The organism is Mycolicibacterium holsaticum DSM 44478 = JCM 12374, assembly GCF_019645835.1.
Classification (GTDB): Bacteria; Actinomycetota; Actinomycetes; order Mycobacteriales; family Mycobacteriaceae; genus Mycobacterium; species Mycobacterium holsaticum.
In genome coordinates, this window is sequence record NZ_CP080998.1 from 4,074,547 (window position 1) to 4,094,061 (window position 19,515).

Annotated in this window: 19 protein-coding genes and 1 pseudogene; 6 read left to right on the top strand and 14 right to left on the bottom strand. The window is 69.2% G+C overall.

What is annotated here, in order from left to right; translation table 11 throughout:
- Positions 1-90: 90 nt before the first annotated feature.
- On the top strand, positions 91-1,890 hold the full coding sequence (locus K3U96_RS19595; RefSeq protein ID WP_069406795.1) for an acetyl-CoA carboxylase biotin carboxylase subunit: 1,800 nt from the start codon (positions 91-93) through the stop codon (positions 1,888-1,890).
- Between the two features lie 34 nt (positions 1,891-1,924).
- Complete coding sequence (locus K3U96_RS19600) at positions 1,925-2,239, top strand: GNAT family N-acetyltransferase (protein ID WP_220690814.1); 315 nt, start codon at positions 1,925-1,927, stop codon at positions 2,237-2,239.
- 3 nt (positions 2,240-2,242) lie between these two features.
- Here the strand turns inward: K3U96_RS19600 and K3U96_RS19605 are convergent, their stop codons facing one another.
- Positions 2,243-2,776 carry a nucleotidyltransferase family protein gene (locus K3U96_RS19605; protein ID WP_069406793.1) on the bottom strand — a complete coding sequence of 178 codons (534 nt, stop codon included), beginning with the start codon at positions 2,774-2,776 and terminating at the stop codon, positions 2,243-2,245.
- A 268-nt stretch (positions 2,777-3,044) separates the two neighbouring features.
- Between K3U96_RS19605 and K3U96_RS19610 the strand changes: the two genes are divergently transcribed.
- A complete protein-coding gene (locus tag K3U96_RS19610) occupies positions 3,045-3,476 on the top strand; it encodes an STAS domain-containing protein (RefSeq protein ID WP_220690815.1) in 432 nt (143 codons plus the stop codon).
- Here the strand turns inward: K3U96_RS19610 and K3U96_RS19615 are convergent.
- A complete protein-coding gene (locus K3U96_RS19615; protein ID WP_275085806.1) occupies positions 3,447-4,169 on the bottom strand; it encodes an RNA polymerase sigma factor SigF in 723 nt (240 codons plus the stop codon). The two genes, K3U96_RS19610 and K3U96_RS19615, sit on opposite strands and share 30 nt — an antisense overlap.
- A gap of 62 nt (positions 4,170-4,231) precedes the next feature.
- Positions 4,232-4,666: an ATP-binding protein gene (locus K3U96_RS19620; protein WP_220690816.1), complete on the bottom strand. Its 435-nt coding sequence runs from the start codon at positions 4,664-4,666 to the stop codon at positions 4,232-4,234.
- A 334-nt stretch (positions 4,667-5,000) separates the two neighbouring features.
- On the opposite strand from K3U96_RS19620, the gene K3U96_RS19625 reads away from it, so the two are divergent.
- On the top strand, positions 5,001-6,017 hold the full coding sequence (locus tag K3U96_RS19625; protein ID WP_220693604.1) for a DNA topoisomerase IB: 1,017 nt from the start codon (positions 5,001-5,003) through the stop codon (positions 6,015-6,017).
- Here K3U96_RS19625 and K3U96_RS19630 read toward each other — a convergent pair.
- The 9 genes from K3U96_RS19630 to K3U96_RS19670 are packed head-to-tail and all read right to left on the bottom strand — an operon-like array spanning position 6,014 to position 16,029.
- Entirely contained in the window at positions 6,014-7,312 is a 1,299-nt protein-coding gene (locus K3U96_RS19630; RefSeq protein WP_220690817.1) for a UDP-glucose dehydrogenase family protein, read from the bottom strand. The two genes, K3U96_RS19625 and K3U96_RS19630, sit on opposite strands and share 4 nt — an antisense overlap.
- The gene (locus K3U96_RS19635) at positions 7,309-8,271 is read right to left on the bottom strand and encodes a glycosyltransferase family 9 protein (RefSeq protein ID WP_220690818.1); all 963 of its coding nucleotides are present in this window, start codon (positions 8,269-8,271) and stop codon (positions 7,309-7,311) included. Before K3U96_RS19635 ends, K3U96_RS19630 begins: the two co-directional genes overlap by 4 nt.
- The gene (locus K3U96_RS19640) at positions 8,241-8,942 is read right to left on the bottom strand and encodes an SDR family oxidoreductase (protein WP_220690819.1); all 702 of its coding nucleotides are present in this window, start codon (positions 8,940-8,942) and stop codon (positions 8,241-8,243) included. The genes K3U96_RS19635 and K3U96_RS19640 overlap by 31 nt, the downstream gene beginning before the upstream one ends.
- Before the next feature lie 17 nt (positions 8,943-8,959).
- The gene (locus K3U96_RS19645; RefSeq protein ID WP_230982213.1) at positions 8,960-10,318 is read right to left on the bottom strand and encodes a PfkB family carbohydrate kinase; all 1,359 of its coding nucleotides are present in this window, start codon (positions 10,316-10,318) and stop codon (positions 8,960-8,962) included.
- Positions 10,311-10,880 (bottom strand): D-sedoheptulose-7-phosphate isomerase, encoded by a 570-nt coding sequence (locus K3U96_RS19650; RefSeq protein WP_220690820.1) that lies wholly within the window; start codon positions 10,878-10,880, stop codon positions 10,311-10,313. The genes K3U96_RS19645 and K3U96_RS19650 overlap by 8 nt, the downstream gene beginning before the upstream one ends.
- Positions 10,877-11,896, bottom strand: a complete 1,020-nt coding sequence (locus K3U96_RS19655) for a glycosyltransferase family 9 protein (RefSeq protein WP_220690821.1) — start codon at positions 11,894-11,896, stop codon at positions 10,877-10,879. The genes K3U96_RS19650 and K3U96_RS19655 overlap by 4 nt, the downstream gene beginning before the upstream one ends.
- On the bottom strand, positions 11,893-13,386 hold the full coding sequence (locus K3U96_RS19660) for an HAD-IIIA family hydrolase (RefSeq protein WP_220690822.1): 1,494 nt from the start codon (positions 13,384-13,386) through the stop codon (positions 11,893-11,895). The genes K3U96_RS19655 and K3U96_RS19660 overlap by 4 nt, the downstream gene beginning before the upstream one ends.
- On the bottom strand, positions 13,383-15,038 hold the full coding sequence (locus tag K3U96_RS19665; RefSeq protein WP_220690823.1) for a carbamoyltransferase family protein: 1,656 nt from the start codon (positions 15,036-15,038) through the stop codon (positions 13,383-13,385). The genes K3U96_RS19660 and K3U96_RS19665 overlap by 4 nt, the downstream gene beginning before the upstream one ends.
- Before the next feature lie 10 nt (positions 15,039-15,048).
- Positions 15,049-16,029, bottom strand: coding sequence for a UDP-glucuronic acid decarboxylase family protein (locus K3U96_RS19670; protein WP_220690824.1), 981 nt, complete (start codon positions 16,027-16,029; stop codon positions 15,049-15,051).
- Between the two features lie 37 nt (positions 16,030-16,066).
- Between K3U96_RS19670 and K3U96_RS19675 the strand changes: the two genes are divergently transcribed.
- The gene (locus K3U96_RS19675; RefSeq protein WP_220690825.1) at positions 16,067-16,942 is read left to right on the top strand and encodes a glycosyltransferase family 2 protein; all 876 of its coding nucleotides are present in this window, start codon (positions 16,067-16,069) and stop codon (positions 16,940-16,942) included.
- A gap of 5 nt (positions 16,943-16,947) precedes the next feature.
- Here K3U96_RS19675 and K3U96_RS19680 read toward each other — a convergent pair whose 3' ends face one another.
- A complete protein-coding gene (locus tag K3U96_RS19680; protein WP_220690826.1) occupies positions 16,948-18,174 on the bottom strand; it encodes a glycosyltransferase in 1,227 nt (408 codons plus the stop codon).
- A pseudogene (locus K3U96_RS19685) lies at positions 18,171-19,158 on the bottom strand (glycosyltransferase). Before K3U96_RS19685 ends, K3U96_RS19680 begins: the two are co-directional and overlap by 4 nt.
- Before the next feature lie 131 nt (positions 19,159-19,289).
- On the opposite strand from K3U96_RS19685, the gene K3U96_RS19690 reads away from it, so the two are divergent.
- The gene (locus tag K3U96_RS19690) at positions 19,290-19,505 is read left to right on the top strand and encodes a hypothetical protein (protein ID WP_220690827.1); all 216 of its coding nucleotides are present in this window, start codon (positions 19,290-19,292) and stop codon (positions 19,503-19,505) included.
- Positions 19,506-19,515 lie beyond the last annotated feature (10 nt).

A 19,515-nucleotide genomic window follows, 5' to 3' on the forward strand; every position in this document is an offset into this window, starting at 1 on the left:
CGCCTCATCAGGTGCCCAGTATCGCCGCTTAAACTGCCCCGGGATAGATTCTTAAAGACGTTTCTTAGAGATATGCCTTCAGGAGGCCCAGTGGCAAGTCACGCCAGCTCAAAGATCTCCAAGGTGCTCGTCGCCAATCGCGGGGAGATCGCGGTCCGGGTCATCCGGGCGGCCAAGGATGCGGGGCTGCAGAGCGTGGCCGTGTACGCCGAACCCGACGCCGACGCGCCGCATGTCCGGCTCGCCGACGAGGCGTTCGCGCTCGGCGGTCAGACATCGGCGGAGTCCTACCTCGACTTCGCCAAGCTGCTCGACGCCGCCGAGAAGTCCGGCGCCAACGCGATCCACCCGGGCTACGGATTCCTGTCCGAGAACGCCGACTTCGCCCAGGCCGTGCTCGACGCCGGGCTGATCTGGATCGGTCCGAGCCCGCAGTCCATCCGCGATCTCGGCGACAAGGTCACCGCCCGCCATATCGCGGCGCGTGCTCAGGCGCCGCTGGTGCCCGGCACATCGGATCCGGTGAAGGACGCCGACGAAGTGGTGGCCTTCGCCAAGGAGTACGGCGTGCCGATCGCCATCAAGGCCGCATTCGGCGGCGGCGGGCGCGGGATGAAGGTGGCGCGCACGATCGAAGAGATCCCCGAGTTGTTCGAGTCGGCCACCCGCGAGGCGGTGGCGGCGTTCGGCCGCGGTGAGTGCTTCGTCGAGCGCTACCTGGACAAGCCCCGCCATGTCGAGGCGCAGGTCATCGCCGATCAGCACGGAAACGTCGTCGTCGCAGGCACCCGCGACTGCTCGCTGCAGCGCCGGTTCCAGAAGCTCGTCGAGGAAGCCCCCGCACCGTTCCTCACCGACGCGCAGCGCAAGGAGATCCACGAGTCGGCCAAGCGCATCTGCAAGGAGGCCGGCTACTACGGCGCGGGCACCGTCGAGTACCTGGTCGGCCAGGACGGGCTGATCTCGTTCCTCGAGGTCAACACGCGCCTGCAGGTCGAGCATCCGGTCACCGAGGAGACCGCGGGCATCGATCTGGTGCGCCAGCAGTTCGTCATCGCCAACGGCGAAGCGCTGGAAATCACCGAGGATCCGACCCCGCGCGGGCATGCCATCGAGTTCCGCATCAACGGCGAGGACGCCGGCCGCGGCTTCCTGCCCGCGCCCGGACCGGTCACCAAGTTCGAGGCCCCGCAGGGTCCCGGTGTCCGGTTGGACTCCGGCGTGGAGACCGGTTCGGTGATCGGCGGACAGTTCGATTCGATGCTGGCCAAGCTGATCGTCACCGGCGCGAACCGCCAGGAGGCGCTCGAGCGGTCGCGCCGCGCCCTGGCCGAGTTCACGGTCGAAGGCCTTGCCACGGTCATCCCGTTCCACCGCGCGGTGGTGTCCGACCCGGCGTTCATCGGCGACGAAAACGGGTTCTCCGTGCACACCCGCTGGATCGAGACCGAGTGGGACAACACGATCGAGCCGTTCACCGGCGGTGACCCGATCGAGGAGGAAGACACCGTTCCGCGGCAGACCATCGTCGTGGAGGTCGGCGGCCGTCGGCTGGAGGTGTCGCTGCCCGGCGATCTCGCGCTCGGCGGTGGCGGCGGCGCCGCGGCCGGGGGCAACGTCATCCGCAAGAAGCCCAAGCCGCGTAAGCGGGGCGCGAACGCCGGTGCGGCCGCCTCCGGTGACGCGGTGACCGCGCCGATGCAGGGCACCGTGGTCAAGGTGGCCGTCGAGGAGGGCCAGCAGGTCTCCGCGGGCGATCTCGTCGTGGTCCTCGAAGCGATGAAGATGGAGAACCCGGTCACCGCGCACAAGGACGGCACCATCACCGGCCTCGCGGTGGAGGCCGGTGCGGCCATCACCCAGGGCACGGTGCTCGCCGAGATCAAGTAAGCGCCGTGCGAACCGGCCACTGGACGTGACAGCGATGGAGCCGGTGGAGATCAACGCGGGCGCGTGGTACCTGCGCGCGCTGCGGGCAGACGACCGCATCGACGACCGGCCCGCGCTGGCCGAGATGGGCGAGACGGCCGCCGAGTACATCGAAACGCGGGCCGCGCAGTGGGAGTCCGACACCGTCTACTCATGGGCGGTGTGCGAGCCGACAACCGGTGAACTGCTCGCGGAGGTGACGTTGGCACCGGGCACCGGGCACATCGGATCGCGTGCGCGCCCGGGACACGATGCCGCCGCGCGGGCCGCCAGCGATGCGGTGCGACGGTTCGCCGACGCGCTGCGCTAGCCGCTACCGCACGTCGATGTCGGTTCCGGTGGCGAGATCGTCACAGTCCACGGCGACGACGTCGTCGCGCTCGGCCAGGAACGCGCGTGCCCCCTCGTCGCCGTGCAGACGCGCCGTCAGCGCCGCCCAGTGCCGTCGTGCCAGCACGACGGGGTGGCCCGGCAGGTTCGCGTACCGCGCGCGCGCCAGGCCGGACGGCGACGCACCCGCTGCCGACAGCACGCGCGACACCACCTGGGCGCCGATGTCGGGGGTGTCGACGGTGAGCACCACCGCGTAGTCGGCGTCGACCGCGGCCAGGCCGGCGCGCAGCGACGCCGACAGGCCGGTGCTCCAGTCCTCGGCGATCACGGCCCGGGCCGGCGCGGGTACATCGACGATCGCCGCACCCAACACCACCACCACGTCGACGCATCCTCCGCGGTGCAGTGCAGCGACGCCCGAGTCCAGCCACTGACCCTGTGCCGCAAGCACTTTGGGCATCCCGTAGCGGCTGCCCGCTCCGGCTGCCAGCAGTACCCCGGCGGCGATCGTCATGGCAACAGTCTGGACCCAGCACTCAGAAACGACAAATTTGACACTCAGGTTCGCGAGGCCTTGACCTGCAATTATAAGAAGACCAGCGGAGCAATTGTCTGTGGCCTGCCCGCAGCGTAGGGTTCAAGACAGGTTGAGTTCACAGCCGAGCTGGGAACGTCATCGACGTGCAGGGCAGAACGCCCGCCTGCATAAGGCTTTGAGAACGCAGGGTCTATCTCTTTTGACGTGAACCACAGTCCCGTATTCCGACTGATGGAGTCACACAATGTCTTCTGTTAGCACTTTTCCGGAGTCCGCCACGGACTCGACCTTCTGCCGCACCGCGCGCTTCACCACCAGGTGGCTCAAGCCGGACATCGCCGTCGTCAGCGCACACGGTGAGATCGATGCAGCCAATGCGCGAGAGTTCATCAATTACGCGCTGCGCCACGCAGGCCGGATCAAGCGACTGGTCCTCGACCTGTCCGGTGTCGAGTTCTTTGGCACCGCTGGGTTTTCCGCGCTGCACACGTTCAACGTGCGCTGTGTGGGCGATCAAATCGACTGGGCGCTGGCGTCGAGCGCCGGGGTGGCCCGTGTGCTGCAGATCTGCGATCCCGACTGGGCCCTGCCCACCTACGACAGCGTCGACGCGGCGTTGTCGGCGGTGCAGGATGACTCCCGGCCACTACTGCAGCTGATCCCTAAGCCGCGCTAGCGATTTCGCCAGCAGCCGCGAGACGTGCATCTGCGAGATGCCGACCCGCTCGGCGATCTGGGTCTGGGTGAGCGACTCGAAGAACCGCAGCACGAGCACGGTCCTTTCCCGCTCCGGTAACGCGGCGAGCAAGGGCCGCAAGGCTTCTCGGTTCTCGATCTGATCGAGCCCGAAGTCGACGTCACCGAGTGTGTCGGCGATGGCGGGTGCGTCGTCATTGGCGCTCCCGCCGCTGTCGATGGACAGCGTGTTGTAGGAGCTGCCCGCCACCAGGCCCTCGACGACCTCGTCGCGGTCCATGTCGAGTTCGGCGGCCAGCTCCGAGGCGGTCGGCGCACGGCCGAGCCGCTGTGACAGTTCGGCGGTGGCCGCGCCCAGGCGCAGGTGCAGTTCTTTGAGCCGGCGGGGCACCTTGACCGACCAGCTGTTGTCCCGGAAGTGTCTGCGCACCTCACCCATGATCGTGGGCACCGCGAACGACACGAAGTCCGAACCCGCCTCGACGTCGAAGCGGATCACCGCGTTGACCAATCCGACCCGCGCCACCTGGACGAGGTCTTCGCGCGGTTCACCGCGTCCGTCGAAGCGCCGGGCGATGTGGTCGGCCAGCGGCAGGCAGCGTTCGACGATCCGATCCCGCTGGCGCTGGAAATCGGGTGAACCTTCCGGGACGGCCTTCAACTCGCGGAACATGTCGGCGACATCCGCGTACTCAGAGTTCGATCGGGATGACGAACCCTGTGACGTCGGTGGCGTCACTGCAGCGAGCTCGCTCGTCTCGTCGTCATCGAGATCCCGAAGACCCGCGCATCATCGGCGCCCTGCCCGTCCTCGAACGTCCGAACCTCGTCTGTCAGCGAATTGAGCACATGCCAGCTGAAGCTGCCGGGCGCGAGGATGTCGGAGCTCTTGCACGTCGTCGACGCGTCGATGACGACGGCATCCTGGCGCGCATCGATCACCACGAGAAGCACGGAGCCCGGCACGGCCGAGCGGATCAAGCGGGTGCACGCTTCATCGACGGCCAACCGCAGATCGGCGACCGCGTCGAAGTCGAGGTCTTCGAAGGTCGCCACCGCGGCGACCAGAGTTCGCAGCACTGCGAGGTTCTCGAGCTCGGCGGCGACGCGAAGTTCCACCGACGAGCTGCCCCGCTGGTGCCCGTTGTTGGTGTTGGTGGCCTCGGCCATTTGCCCTCCCGGCGACGTCGAGCCGAGATTACCCCAGGACGATTCCCAGCTAACCACGAGCGCTCCGATAAGCTGTGCAGCCCGGTGTGTGACGCATACGGGCGGCGGGTAATCCCCGGTCATGGACTATCGGCTGCGCAGAATCCTCGTGACGGCCGGGCTGGTGCTGGCGGCGTTGGTCCTGTTCGCGGTGGCGGTATACGCCGCGGCGCTCCTCATGATCGCGCCGATGATGCAGTGAAGCCGACGGTCGCGCCCACACCGACGATGCGTTCGTTAAGTTCTCTTTCACCATGGTGCACGTCCAGTACCCCCACGAACCATGGCGCCAAACATGCGGCTGCGTCGTAGCGACGTGCACGGGCCCGGCGTGCGTCGGGTGCGGCGCGGACGCGGGTTCTCCTATCAGCGCCCCGACGGTTCTCCAGTCACCGACGAGGCGACACTGCAGCGCATCAAGGAGCTGGTGATCCCGCCCGCGTGGAAGCGGGTGTGGATCTGTCCGCATCCCAACGGACACATTCAGGCCGTGGGAACCGACGCCGCCGGACGACGTCAGTACCTGTACCACCAGCGGTGGCAGGAAGAGCGCAGCGAAGAGAAGTTCGACCGGGTCCTTTCGATGTCGGCGGCCCTGCCCGAGATGCGGCGGCGGATCGCGGCGGATCTACGGACGCGCGGATTGACCCGCGACCGGGTCCTCGCGCTGGCCCTGCACCTGCTCGACCTCGGGTACTTCCGGGCGGGCAGTGAGCAATACGCCGAGGAGAACAACTCGTTCGGCATCGCGACGCTGCACCGTGAGCACATCACGGTGCAGCGCGCGGGCGTGGAGTTCGACTACCCGGCCAAGAGCGGGGTCCGCCGCACCTTGCACGTCGATGACCCAGAGGTGGTCAAATCCGTGCGGGCACTGTTACGCCGACCCGACCGTGGCGAGCGGTTCCTGGTGTGCCGCAACGGTTCGGGATGGACGGACATCCACGCCGACGATCTCAACACCCGGTTCAAGGAGCTGGTCGGCGACGAATACACCGTCAAGGATCTGCGAACCTGGCACGGCACGGTGCTGGCCGCAGCGGCGTTCGTCGACGCCGACCCCCCGGTGAACAAGACCGTGATCAAACGGGTCGAAGCAGCGGTGATGAAGGAGGTCGCCGACGAGCTGGGCAACACACCTGCGGTGGCGCGCGGCTCCTACGTCGACCCGCGTGTGGTCAAAAGTTACGAGTCAGGCCGCACGATCGCCCCGGCGGCGCGCCGAGCGGCCATGACCAGAGACGCCGGTGAGCGTCAGGCGATCCTCGACCGCAGCACGGCCCGGTTGATCCGCAAGGTCGCCAAGGGCTAGTAGCCGGAGGGGAGCCCGTTTCCGAGGTAGGTGAGCCCGGTATCGGCCAGCGACGCCGGGTCCAGCAGGTTGCGGGTATCGACGACGACGGCGCCCGGCGACTGCTCGGCGATCAGCGGCCAGTTCAGCCGGCGGAACTCTGGCCACTCGGTGAGCACGACGATGGCGTCGGCGTCCTTGGCCGCCAGGTAGGGGTCGTCCACGGTGACGAGTGAGGAGCGGCGCAGCACGCCCTGGTCGATCTGCCCGAGGCGCGGGTCGTAGCCGGTGATCTGTGCACCGGTGCGGGCGAGCTCTGCGCAGATCGCCAACGCGGGCGAGTCCCGCACGTCGCTGGTGCCGGCCTTGAATGTCAAGCCCAGCACGGTCACTCGCGCGTCCGACAGCGGTGTGGCCATCACCCGGCTCAGGACGGTCGCGATGTGTGCCGGCTGCGCGGCGTTGGTGCCGCGCGCCGATTCCACCTCGGGCAGCGCGACACCGGCCTGGCGTGCGGTGTGCAGCAGGGCGGCGGTGTCCTTGGGCAGGCACGAACCGCCCCACCCCGGGCCCGGCTGCAGAAAATGGTCGCCGATCCGGACGTCGGCGCCCATGCAGCCGGTGACGTCGCCGACGTCTGCCCCGACCCCCGCGCACAGCCGGGCAAGCGAGTTGGCGTATGAGACCTTCACGGCCAGAAACGCATTGCTGGCGTACTTGGCCAGCTCGGCGCTTTCCGGGCTCATCCGCAGGGTCGGTGCCGACTCGCCGTACACGCCGGCGACCACATCGGCGGCGCCGTCGTCGTCGGCGCCGAGAACGACACGGTCGGGATGACGAAAGTCGTAGACGGCGTGGCCTTCGCGCAGGAACTCCGGATTGGACACCACCTTGATGCCCGTCGGCGTCAGCCGCCGCGCCAGTTGCCGCGTGGTGCCCACCGGCACAGTCGATTTCAGTACCAGCACGGCGCCGGACGGCAACAGCCCCGCGAGTTCGCCGACGGCGGCTTCGACCGCCGACAGATCGGCCGACCCGTCGAACCGGCTCGGAGTCGGCACGCAGACGAACACCAGGGCGCGATCGGCGAGCTCGCCGTAATCCGCGCTGAACCGCAGGGTTTCGGCGGCCAGGCCCCGGCGCAGCAGCAGCGGCAGCTCCGGCTCGTCCAGCTGCGTCGTGCCGCGGTTGAGTTCGTCGACCCGGCGGCCGTCGACGTCGACACAGATCGTCGGGTGACCTCGCTCGGCGAGGCACACGGCGGTCGTCAAACCGACATAGCCCGCGCCGATCACGCCCACCCGCATGCCGGTCATGCGCAGTCCCGCAGCAGGTGTCGGCTCGCCTCGAGCACGCGCGAGACCGTGATCAGCAGCAGCCCGGGGTGCGGGTCGTCGGCGTGCGGGTCGCCGTCGCCGCCCGCCCACACGGCGATGTGCGGACCCGCGCGACGCGGACCCCACCGGCTCGGCGGTGTCGGGCCGAACAGCAGCACCGACGGTGTTCCGGTCGCGGTGGCGATGTGCCCGACGCCGGTGTCCCCGCAGATCAACAGCCGGCAGTCGCGGATCAGCGCCACCAGGTCGAGCAGGCCGAGGGTTCCTGCCAGCACACGGCTCTGCGGCAGGCCGGCCATCTCGGCCACCGACCTGGCCAGCTCGACCTCACCGCCGTCACCGGTGATGACCACGTCGTGGCCGCCGTCGTGCAGCACGCCCGCGACGGTCGCGAAGCGGTCGGGTGGCCAGCGGCGCGCCCCGAACGCCGCCCCGGGGTGGATCACCACAGCCGTCGACCGGTCGGGGGGCCCGGGTGGTCTCGGGAGGGCCAGATCCGCCGGGTCGCAGCGGATACCCGCCCACTCCAGCAGCCCGCACCAGCGGTCGACCTCGTGGAGGTCGGTGCGCCACGGCGGACCGTCGAGGCCGGGGTATGCGCTGTGCCGGTGGCTGAGCACCGCGCGGGGTTGCAGTGCGAGCAGGTCGGCAACGCTCTGCGGGCCGCTGCCGTGCAGGTTCACCGCCAGCGTGGGCACGTCGCGAAGCGGAGCCAACTGGCCAAGGCCCGGCGTGGGATGGACCTCGTCGACCGCGCCCGACAGCATCGCCAAGTCCGCGAACCGCTGCGCGGTGGCCAACACGATGCGCGCGTCGGGGTAGGCGCGGCGTAGCCCGCGCAGCGCCGGGACACCGGTCAGCAGGTCACCGAGGCCCAGGGCGCGCAACACCAGAACGGTGTGCTGGCTCACGGCCACGACGACTCTGTCGATGCGCACACGACCATCTCGCGGACCTCACAGCCCGCGGGTTGCGACAACGCGAACACCACGGTCTCGGCGACGTGTTCGGGCTGGTTCAGCTTGGCCTCCGGCGGCGGCTTGTACTGCTCGTCACGCCCGTCGAAGAACGCGGTGTGCATACCGCCGGGGATCAGCGTGGTCACACCGACTTCGCCGGCCAACTCCGCGGCCAGCGCCCGGGAGAATCCGACGACGCCGAACTTCGATGCGCAGTAGGCGGTTGCGTCGCTCACCGCCTTGATGCCCAATGTCGATGCGCAGGTGACGATGGTGCCGTGGGTGCTCTTCAGATACGGCAGCGCCGAGCGGATCACCGCGGCGGTGCCGAGCAGGTTGACGTGGACCACCCGCTCCCAGTCCTTGGCGGGGACGTCGTCGAGCCTGCCGCACGAGTCGATGCCTGCCGCGGTGAACACCCCGTGGAGCTGTCCGTCCACCCGGTCTGCAAGGGCCTTCACCGCGCTGTCGACGGCCTCCGTGTCGGCGAGGTCCGCTCGCGCGAACGCGAACGCGACCGCGCCGTCGCTGGGCTGCGGTTCGTTGCGGTCGATAATCAACGGTGTTCCACCGTGTCGCTCAACGGCTTTCACAGTGGCGGCACCGAGTCCCGACGCACCGCCGGTGATGATGATGTTGCCCAACTTCATGTGCAGTTCCCTTTCCGTTACGACCGCGCCGCGGCGATCAAGTTGGACGACGAGTAACCGGCGACGGTGGGCAGCAGCACCACTTCCCCGCCGTGGCGGCGCACGACGCCGGCCTCGGGCAGTTCGGCCTCGGTGTAATCACCGCCCTTGACCCAGATGTCCGGCCGCAGTCGGTCAAGCGCTGCTTCCGGCGACAGTTCGTCGAAGATGACGACCGCGTCGACGCAAGCCAGCGCGGCAAGGACGCGGGCGCGGTCCACAGCGGCCATCACCGGGCGTCCCGGCCCTTTCAGCGCACGCACCGAAGAGTCGGAATTGAGCAGCACCACAAGGGCGTCACCGAGTTGGCGGGCCTGGCGCAACAACCGGATATGGCCGGTGTGCAACAGGTCGAAGCAGCCGCCCGTCGCGACCAGCGTCCTGCCCGAGCGGCGGATCTGCTCACGCGCAGCGGCGACGTCATCGGTGATCAGCTCGGTTTCGGCTACCGCCAAACGGTGTCTGTCCATCGCCGCCGCGCTGGACATCGCGACCGCACCACCGGTGGCGACGAACCTGCTCGCGGCGTCCACCGCGGCGGTGACCGCGGTATGCACGTCCTCACCCGCGCCGAGCGCCTGGGCGGCCGCGATCGCGAACCGATCGCCCGCGCCGCACGTGTCGCCCGCGCCTACGCGGGTGGCGGATCCGGGCACCGCGATGTGCGTGCTGCCGTCCGCGGTTCCCAGCAGCGCCCCGCGGGAGCCCAACGTCACACAGACCGCCTTGGCATCCCACAGCCGCCGCAGCGACTCCGGTGAATTCCCCGCGGCCTCATCCTGATTGGGAGCAACGAGCCAGCACCCGCGGGTCGGCACCGCACCGCGCGGATGCGGGTCCCACACGACAGGTACCCGGGCGGCGATGCGGGTCAGCAGTTCGCGGATGCCCTGGTGTGCGGTGACACCACGGCCGTAGTCGGCAACGCACACCGCGCGTGCCCGCTCCATCGCCGCGGCCACCGACCGCGGCGCCGTGTCGCCGGCGGCCACCCCGGTGCCGTGGTCAAGGCGCAGCATGGACTGCCCTGCCGCGCGGATCCTGGTCTTGCACACCGTTGTCCCCGACATGGGCAGGGCGAGCACCGTCACCCCGGCATGCGCGAGCAGGTCGGTCAGGGCACCCCCGTCGGCGTCATCGCCGACGGCGGTGACCAACACCACGTCCTGTTCGGCGCGGGCGGCCAGCACCGCGGCCAGGCCCGCACCGCCGGGGCGTTGCCACACGCGTTCGGTGTCGACGACGGGCACGGGCGCCTCCGGGCTGAGACGGGTGGCGCTGCCCTCGATGTCGACGTCGAGCATCGAGTCCCCGACGATGACCAACGGCCTATCCACGGTGCACCTCCAGCAGCACGTCATCCAGCGCGATGCACAGCGCGTGCACCAGAAGCAGATGGATTTCCTGCACGGTCGCGGTGGTGGGCGCATCCACGCACACCGCGTCGTCACACATGGCCGCCAGCGGGTTCGGCGCCGGGCCTGCCAGCCCCCATGTGGTCAACCCGGCTTCGTGGGCGGCCTTGACGGCCGCCAGCACGTTGGCGCTGGTGCCGCTGGTGGACAGGGCGATCAGGATGTCGCCGGGCCTGCCGTGTGCTCTCACTCCTCTGGCGAACATCTCATCGGAGCCGTAGTCGTTGGTGATCGCCGTCAGCGCCGAGGTGTCGGCGTGTAACGAGATGGCCGACAACGGCATTCGTTCGTCGTGGAACCGTCCGACGAGTTCTGCGGTCAAGTGCTGGGCTTCGGCCGCGCTGCCGCCGTTGCCGCATGCCAGCAGCCGGCCGCCGGTGGTGAGCACGTCGGCGAGCCGCCTGCCCCATCGTGTCAGCCGGGGTGCCTCATGGCCGATGTGATCGACGGCCTGCGACAGCGCGCAGAAATGTTGCTCGATCATCGTTGTCCTCCCGTTCGGTCGACCGCACTGCACAGTTGTTCGTCGGTGATGCCGTCCAGGCACGGATGGCCGTCGACCGGGCAACTGCGGGCGCGGGTGAGTCGGCACGGGGCCTGCTGGTCTCCGAGCCGGACGACGTTGTGGCCGTAGGGAAGCCACTGGTCGGCGGCCACCACCGGCGCGAACAGCGAGACGACCGGCGCGCCGACGGCGGCCGCCAGGTGCGCCGGGCCGGTGTTGGGCGCCACCACTACCCGGGCGCGCGCGTAGACCGTCGCCAGCGTGGCAAGCGACGTGCACCCGCCGAGGTCGGTCGCGACGTCGGCGGCCACCGCCGCGGTGAGGTCGCGTTCGGAGTCGTCACCGGTGACCACCACCCGGTGCCCGGCCGCGGCCAGCGCCGCGACCATCCGGGCGCTGCGCGCGGTGGTGGGCCTGCGCGCCGGTACCGCCGCCCCGGGGTGAAACGCCACATACGGTGCGTCGCCGAGCTTTTCGGCCAGCGCACGGGGCAGGTGATGCGGCACCCGCACGCGCAGCCTGCCGTCGTCACCGGGCGGCAGTTCGCAGCCGGCGGCGCGCACCAGCGACAAGGCCCGTTCGGGCTCCGGTATGCCGGGCGGGACGTGGTGGCGCAGGTCGAGCAGGGTGCCCGGGTAGTCCTCGCTGATCGCGCCGATCCACGGCACCGAGGCCATCCGGCAGATCAGCGCCAACGGCAACGGCGATTGATGAAACGACGTCAGGATGTACACCCGCTGTGGTGCCACATCACGCAGCTGCTTGACGAGCGAGTCGACGTGTCCCGCGGTGAGCTCGGGTGAGTCGAAATCGACCCAGGGCGCCTGCCATTCGATGATCTCGTCGACCGCGGGCAGCAGCTTCGCCGCCGCCCGCCCGCGCGGCCCGGCCAGAAACGTCACCCCGTCATGACGCGTGGCCACGGCACGGACCGCCGGTCCGGCGATCAGCACGTCGCCTGCACTGTCGAGTCGGGCCACCACCGCGTTGCTCATCGGCAGTCCTTCAGCACAAGCGCGACCGCGTCGTCGATGGTCGCCGCGACGCGGGCGCGGCTGCGGGCGTCGCTGATCTCTCGGGTCAGCGTGCGCTCGGTCGGCACCAGCACCGCGTCCGCGCCCGCCGCAAGGGCCGCCTCGACGTCGCCGCCGGTGTCCCCGATCAGCACGCAGCGGGAGGGTTCGGCGCCCAGCGCGTCCGCCGCGGCGTGCACCAGTCCGGGTGCGGGCTTACGGCATCCGCAGCCGTCGCCGGCGTCGTGCACACAGACCTGCCAGGAGTCGAACGGCCCCAGTGCCGCGTCCACCGCAGTGTTGACCGCCGCCAGTTCCTCGGGGCTGATCAGCCCCTTCGCCACGCCGGACTGGTTGGTGACGATCGCCAGCAACAGACCCCTGTCGCGCAGCCGGCGCAGCGCGTCGTGCGCACCGCGGACCGGTCGCACCCCGGCGGGGTCGCGCAGATACGGGCCGTCTTCGATGATGGTGTCGTCGCGGTCGAGCAGCACCGCCAGCGGCCGGTCTCGCCGCGACGACCGAAACGCCCACTCCCCGCCGATCCGGTGCGCCACGGCGACAGGCGGTATCAGCACGCTGGTCACCAACATCCGAGCGGCTTCCGGTGCGGTGTGCGGACCTGCCCAGAACCGGCGCGCGGCGAACTCGGCGGTCAGCGCCGCCCACAGCGCGGCAGCGTAGCCGGCGACGCGCCACCGGCCGAGGACGGCGGCGAGCGCGGCGGCCAGTGCCGCCGCGGCCGTCACGGCGTGTACGCGCAGACGCCCGCGGCCCTCACCGATCGCCGCGCGCCAACGCCATCCGAATTTGCGGCGCATCAGCGCATCGTCACGGTTGCCGCGCTGCGCGCGAACACTGCTCATCAACGTCGCCGATGCGACCGGATGCCTGCACCGACGGGTCCCCTTGGCAATCGTATTGCCGGCCAACGTGATCCGCAGTGCGATGTCGGCGTCTTCGCGGTAGGCCCGCGGAAAGCGTTCGTCGAACCCGCCGACGTGTACCAGTGCCGACCGCCGGTAGGCCATGTCCGCGGTGATCCACTGCGCATCGGCCAGTCCCTGGGTGCGACGTTCGTCGTCGGTGGCGCGTCGTCCCGGCGCGCGCGGCACGTCGATGACGCCCTGGGAGCCGGCCGCATCTTCGGCGTCGGCCTTCGCCAGATCGTCGGCAACGGCCTCGAACCAGTTGTGTTGCGGCACCACGTCGTCGTCGAGGAAACAGATCCATTCGGCGCTTGCTGCGCGCCATCCGAGGTTGCGCGCGGCGGCCGGTCCGCGTCCCCCGCCGTGCAGCACCGTGACGGGCAGGCTGGTCTGCAACCGCAGCGGCGGCTCGGGGTCCAGACGATCATCGACGACGATCACCGCCGTCGGCCTCGGGCCGCAGGATCCGTCCAGTTCGGCCAGCAACCGGTGTAGCGACTGCCTGCCGACGGTCGGCACCACCACCGCGAACGCGGGTGTCATCGCGGCCGCCTGACGAGATACGGCCCGATCGCCAGCACGTCGATCGGCGCACTGCCGAAGCATTCGAGCGCATCGCGGGGGCTGTCCACCATCGGGCGCCCGGCCGTGTTGAAGCTGGTGTTGACGATCACCGGCACCCCGGTGTGGGCGGCGAAGCGGCTGATGGTGGCGTGCAACAGCGGGTTGTCGCGCCCGACGGTCTGAATTCGCGCGGTGCCGTCCACGTGGGTGACGGCGGGGATCTTCGGCCGCCAGCCGTCGGCCACGTCATGGACGAACAACATGTAGGGGCTGGGCAGCGGTCCGCCGGAAAATATTTTGCCGGCGCGCTCGGCGAGCACCATCGGCGCCACGGGCCGGAACTGTTCGCGTCCCTTGACGTTGTTGAGCCGCTCCAGGTTCTCGATGCGCCGCGGATCGGCCAGCAGTGAACGCTGCCCCAGCGCGCGCGGTCCGAACTCGGCGCGGCCCTGGAACCACGCCACCAGCTGGTTGCCGGCCAACGCGTCGCCGACCGCGGCGGCCAGATCGGCCGGCCGTTCGTGCGGTACGGCCGCGTCGGTCAGCGCGGCGGCGATCTCCTCGTCGCAGAACCCGCGGCCCAGGGCGGCCGACGGCATCGGTGTGATCGGTTCGCCTGCCTCACCGGCCAGCGCCAGCGCAGCCCCCAGCGCGGTGCCCGAGTCGCCCGCCGCGGGCTGCACCCACACGTTGGAGAACCCGCCGCGTGCCCAGATCTTGGAGTTGGCCACGCAGTTGAGCGCCACTCCCCCGGCAAGGCACAGGCTGTCCTGATCGGTCTGACTTCTCAACCAGCCGACCAGATCCAGCAGCACCTCTTCGACGACCCGTTGCACGCTGCACGCCAGATCCGCGTGCTGCGGGTCGGGGCGGTCCAGCGCATGGCCCTTACCGGCGCCGGGGTCCCGACGCGGGGTGAACGACTCCCAATCCACCGGTTCGGTGCGGAACCCGCCGTCACCGGTGGCGTAGACCAACTCCCTGAACCGGTCGAGATGGCGGGGTATCCCGTAGGACCCCATGGCCATCACCTTGTACTCGTCGCTGGACCGTTGAAATCCGAGATGTTCGGTGAGGCTTTCATACAGGAGGCCCAGCGAGTGCGGAAGTGATTGGCTGGCAAGGACATCGAGCTTAGTGTCGCGATAGCTGCCCGCCAACATCGACGAGCGTTCCCCGCGGCCGTCCACCACCAGCACGGCGCAGTCGGGGTGCCCGGACGCCAGTGCGCTCGAGGCGGCGTGCGCGACGTGGTGGCGCACGTACCGGACGACGCCGGGGTCCAGGCCGGGCAGCGCGGACTGCAGGAACCTGGGCGCGCGGTGGGCGTACATGGTGCGCAGGTACTCCCAGTCACGGTCGAGCCCGGCGAGGTTATCGGTCGACTCGTCCATCAGGGTCGGGTCGTAGGAGTAACCGACCGCATCGAGGTCCGAAGCGCTCAGGCCCGCCTGCTGCAGACACCACCGCGCCGCTGCCGCCGGCAGCTCCCAGGTCGAGAACGGGACGGCCTGCTTACCGTGCTTGCGTCTGCTGAACCGCTCCTCTTCGGCGGCTGCGACGATCTGCCCGTCGACCACCAGGGCAGCGGCCGGATCGTGGAATACCGCGTTGATCCCGAGAATTCGCACCCCATGCCTCCTAACTTCCCTGCAGCGCAGCTGACGCAACGGGCGCGCCGAGCTGCGCGCGGAACCACTCGACGGTGACCGCCAACCCGTCCGCATAGCGCACTCGGGGTTGCCAACCCAACAGCTCCCGCGCCCGAGTGATATCCGGACACCGCCGCTGCGGGTCGTCCTCACCGGGCGGAAGGAAATGGATGGGCGAGTCACTGCCCACCAGGGCGCGGATCAACTCCGCGATGTGGAGGACCGTCACCTCATCGGGGTTGCCGATATTGACCGGCCCCGCGCACCCGGACGTGGCCAGCGCCACCAACGCCTCGACGGTGTCGTCGACGTAGCACAGCGATCTGGTCTGTACACCGGTGCCGTTGACCGTGATCGGCTCACCGGCCAGTGCCTGACCGCAGAACGTCGGCACGATGCGTCCGTCGTCGGGCCGCATCCGGGGCCCGTAGGTGTTGAAGATGCGCGCCACCGCGACGTCGGCCGACCGCACCCGCTGATAGGCGAACGTCAACGCTTCGGCGAACCGTTTGGCTTCGTCGTAGACGCTGCGCGGGCCGACGGGATTGACGTTACCCCAGTATGTTTCGGGTTGCGGATGCTCGAGCGGATCGCCGTACACCTCGCTGGTGGAGGTCAGCACCAGCCGCGCGCCGGCGCGCTCGGCGTAATCGAGCGCGTTGGCGGTGCCGAGCGCACCGGTGCGCAGCGTCTTCACGGGCAGCCGCATGTAGTCCACGGGCGATGCCGGCGACGCGAGATGGAAGACCGTGTCGACGTCGTAATGAATGTCGTTGAGCGGCTCGCTGATGTCGTGGCGAACGAACCGGTACCCGGGCCGGTCGCGCAGCCGCGTGGCAGCCGACGGTGCGCTGGTGGACAGGTCGTCCACGCAGATGACCTCCACCCCGTCGTCGAGCAGTCGCTCGCACAGGTGAGCACCGAGAAAACCGCCGCCCCCGGTCACCACGACACGTCGCAGGTCATGCATCGTTTGCCCTTTCGTTCACTGGGTAGCCAGCACAGGCATGAAGCCCTCGGATACGTCTTTTGTGATCGCCAGCCGTAACCGCGCGGGCGAGTTGACGACGGTGGTGGCACGCTTGCTGGACACCACCGCATGCCCGATCGTGGTGGTGGACAACGCCTCCGAGGACGACAGCGTGGCGATCATGCGCCGGCTCGCCGCCCGCTCGGCGAGGCGGCTGCAGCTGATCGAGCTGGACACCAACCGGGGCGCGGTGGCGCGTAACGCCGGGGTGGCGGCCTGCATCACCCCGTATGTCGCGTTTTGCGACGACGATTCCTGGTGGACGCCCGATTCCCCGGCCATCGGCGCGGAGCTCTTCGACAGACACCCGTCGGTGGGGCTGTTGGCCGCCCGCACGATCATCTGGCCGCAGCGGCGCGAAGACCCGTTCGCCGGGCTGCTGGCCAACAGTCCGTTGGGCCATCGGCAGGACCTGCCGGGTCCGTCTATCTTGGGTTTCATGAGCTGCGCGGCGATGGTGCGCGTACGCGCGTTCCAACAGGCCGGCGGGTTCAGCGACATCCTGCACTTCCGCGGTGAGGAGCAACTGCTGGCCTTCGACCTGGCGGCGCTGGGTTGGGACCTGTGCTACTGCGCGCAGCTGACCGCGCTCCACCAGCCGTCGCAGGTCCGGGCCGGCACCGCGGCCCAAAACGCCCGCGTACTGCGCAACACCACGTTGACCACATGGCTCAGACGCCCGATGCCGCAGTGCTTGCGCATCACGGCCGAGCTGATCTGCTGCGCGGTCAAGGATCGCGAGCACGCCCGCGGTGCGGTCGAGGCGATCCGGAAGCTGCCTGCGGTCATGCGGCAGCGTCGCCTGCTCCCCCCGAACGTGGAGGAAGCGGTGGCCAAGCTGGAGTCGCAGTGAGCCGATCATCCGGATGAAAGGCTGGTGGCCGGTTCGGTCGAGGCGAAGCGGACCGGCACCAGGCGGTCGTAGATGCGCTGGGTGTCGGCGGCGATGCGGTCCCAGGCGTAGCGGGCCGTGGCGCGATCGCGCCCGGCCGCACCGAGGCTTTGGCGCAAAAAATCGTCGCGCAACAGCTGGTTGATGGCGTCGGCCACCTTGTCGGGACGCTTGGGCTGCACCAGTCGGCCCGTGACCTCGTGCACCACGGTGTCCAACATTCCGCCGACTGCGGAGGCGACGACCGGAACACCGCACGCCATCGCTTCCAGCGGGACGATCCCGAACGGTTCGTACCACGGCGTGCACGCCACCACGTCGGCCGAGCGAAGGATTTCCGGCATGTCCTGGCGGGCCACCGAACCGTACAGCCTCACCCGGTCGGCGACGCCGAGTTCCGCAGCGAGCGCGCGCAGCCGCCGGGCCTCCGGATCAGAGTCCAGCCGGGTGGCGTCGGGACCGCCCACGATCACCAACTCGGTGTCTCGAATATAGGGCAGAGCGCGCACCATTACATCAAACCCCTTGCGCGGCACAAACCTTCCGACGCTGACGATCCGCCGATACCGGTTTCGCGCGGCCTTGGGCCCCTCCGGGCTGAACAGGTCGAGGTCGACGCCGCACGGGACGACGGAGATCCGGTTGCGAGACCGGCCCATCCGCATCAGCTCGAACACCTCGTCGGTGCAGGTGGCCGCGACCCAGGTCGCGGTGCGGGCGACCGTCGCCTCCAGACGCAGCCGGTCAGACGGGCTGGTGTCACCGGCGCCCTGATAGCGGCGCTTGACCACCCCCAGCGCGTGAAATGTCTGTACCGCGGGCAAATTCAGGTGCCGCGCGGCCAACTGCGTTGCGATGCCGGACATCCAGAAGTGGGCATGCGTGACGTCGGGCCGGTGTGCGGCCCACTCGGCGTCGAGGAACCGGGCGAACGGTCCCATATAGGGCAGCAGTTCATCTTTGGGTATCGGTTCTGCAGGCCCAACGGGTACATGCACAACGGTGTAGCCCTGCGCCGTCTCGACGCGCTCGGGAACTCCGCGGTCATCTCGCCGGGTGTAGACGGTCACTCGATGACCACGGCGGGCCAGCGCCGCCGACAGTTCGGCGACATGGACGTTCTGACCACCCGCATCGGCGCCGCCCAGCACTGCAAGTGGGCTTGCGTGTTCGGACACCATTGCGATTTTCATTCGCGGCTCACCTCCCGTCCTGCTTCGCAGATTTCGTCAATGACGCCGTCCCATTCGCGCAGAAACCGTTCGAGCGAGAAGTGCGCCATCGCATAGTCGCGAGCCGCCTTACCTGCGGCGGCCGCCGCCGATCGATCCGCGATGAACTGCTCGAGCGCCTGGGCCAGCGTGTCGATGTCGGCGCTGACGACGCCCGCCTCCTGCGGGACGGTCATCGGCGCCATCGTCGAGGCCACCGCGACGATGGGCATGCCGAGGTACATCGCCTCGACCAGGGACAGTCCCAGCGATGTCCATCGAGCGGTGTGCAGAAACACCCGGCGCCGAGCGACCCGCCGGCAACAGCGCCGAGGTGGGCAGGTCACCCCTGCCCCGCACCCGTCCTTCGTCGAGCGTTTCGGTGCCGATGCCCCAGACGTCGATCGGCACACGTAGGCCAAGGGCCACCACCACATCGGTGCCCACGGTGCGCCACCGCCGGAGCGGTTCGTTGATCATGCTCGCGGCGGCGGGGATCTCGCCTGTGTAGCGCGGTCCCGGGTCGGCGATTCCGTGCCCGATGACGCGGGTCGGCGCGACGCCGTTGTCCCACATCAACCGGTTGAAGTCGGTGACGTGCACCACTGGGATGTCGTCGCGTTCGGCCATCGGGTGCACGCTGTCCACGGCGAACGGCCGCGGTGCGTTGTGTTCGACATAGACTGCAGGCACGTCGATTCCGGGTCTGCGCCCCAGCCATCGGGTGGCCAGGTCGACTTCGTCGGGCCGTTGCAACACCACCAGATCAACGTCTTGCTCGGCCAACCCCGCGGGCGAAACCTCGTGTGCACGCGGCCAATTCCGGCCACTGCGCCCGCGACCGTATTCGTCGCGAGCGCTGTGGTACGGGATCAGATAATTGTGCCGACCCGCGACGAACGCCTCAGTCCACGACCCGTGCACGTGCCATACCAGCACCGAGCGCACGGTATCGATATCGGACATGTCCGCCGCTTACCCGAGTACTTCTCTGGGAAAACGGTTCGTCGCGACTCTTCGCGATCTGGACGGACCGTCTTTCGCATCCTGTACTGCGCTGCGTTTTCCGCGGTCGTGGGCGGGGTAATCCGCCCGATATGCAGGACAGCGAGGTCCCCTACGACGTGCCCGTGGCCGACGCGGTCGAACAACAACGGCCCGCCGATTCGGTGCCCGACGACGAAGACGCCCCCCTGGGCCAAGATCGCAGTGTGCCGTTGGAATCCAGCGCCTCGGACTGGCAGGAACAGCAGCAGACCGTCGACCTGGACCCCGACCTCGAGAGATTCGATTACGGCGGAGAGTCAGACTGACGGGAGCCGC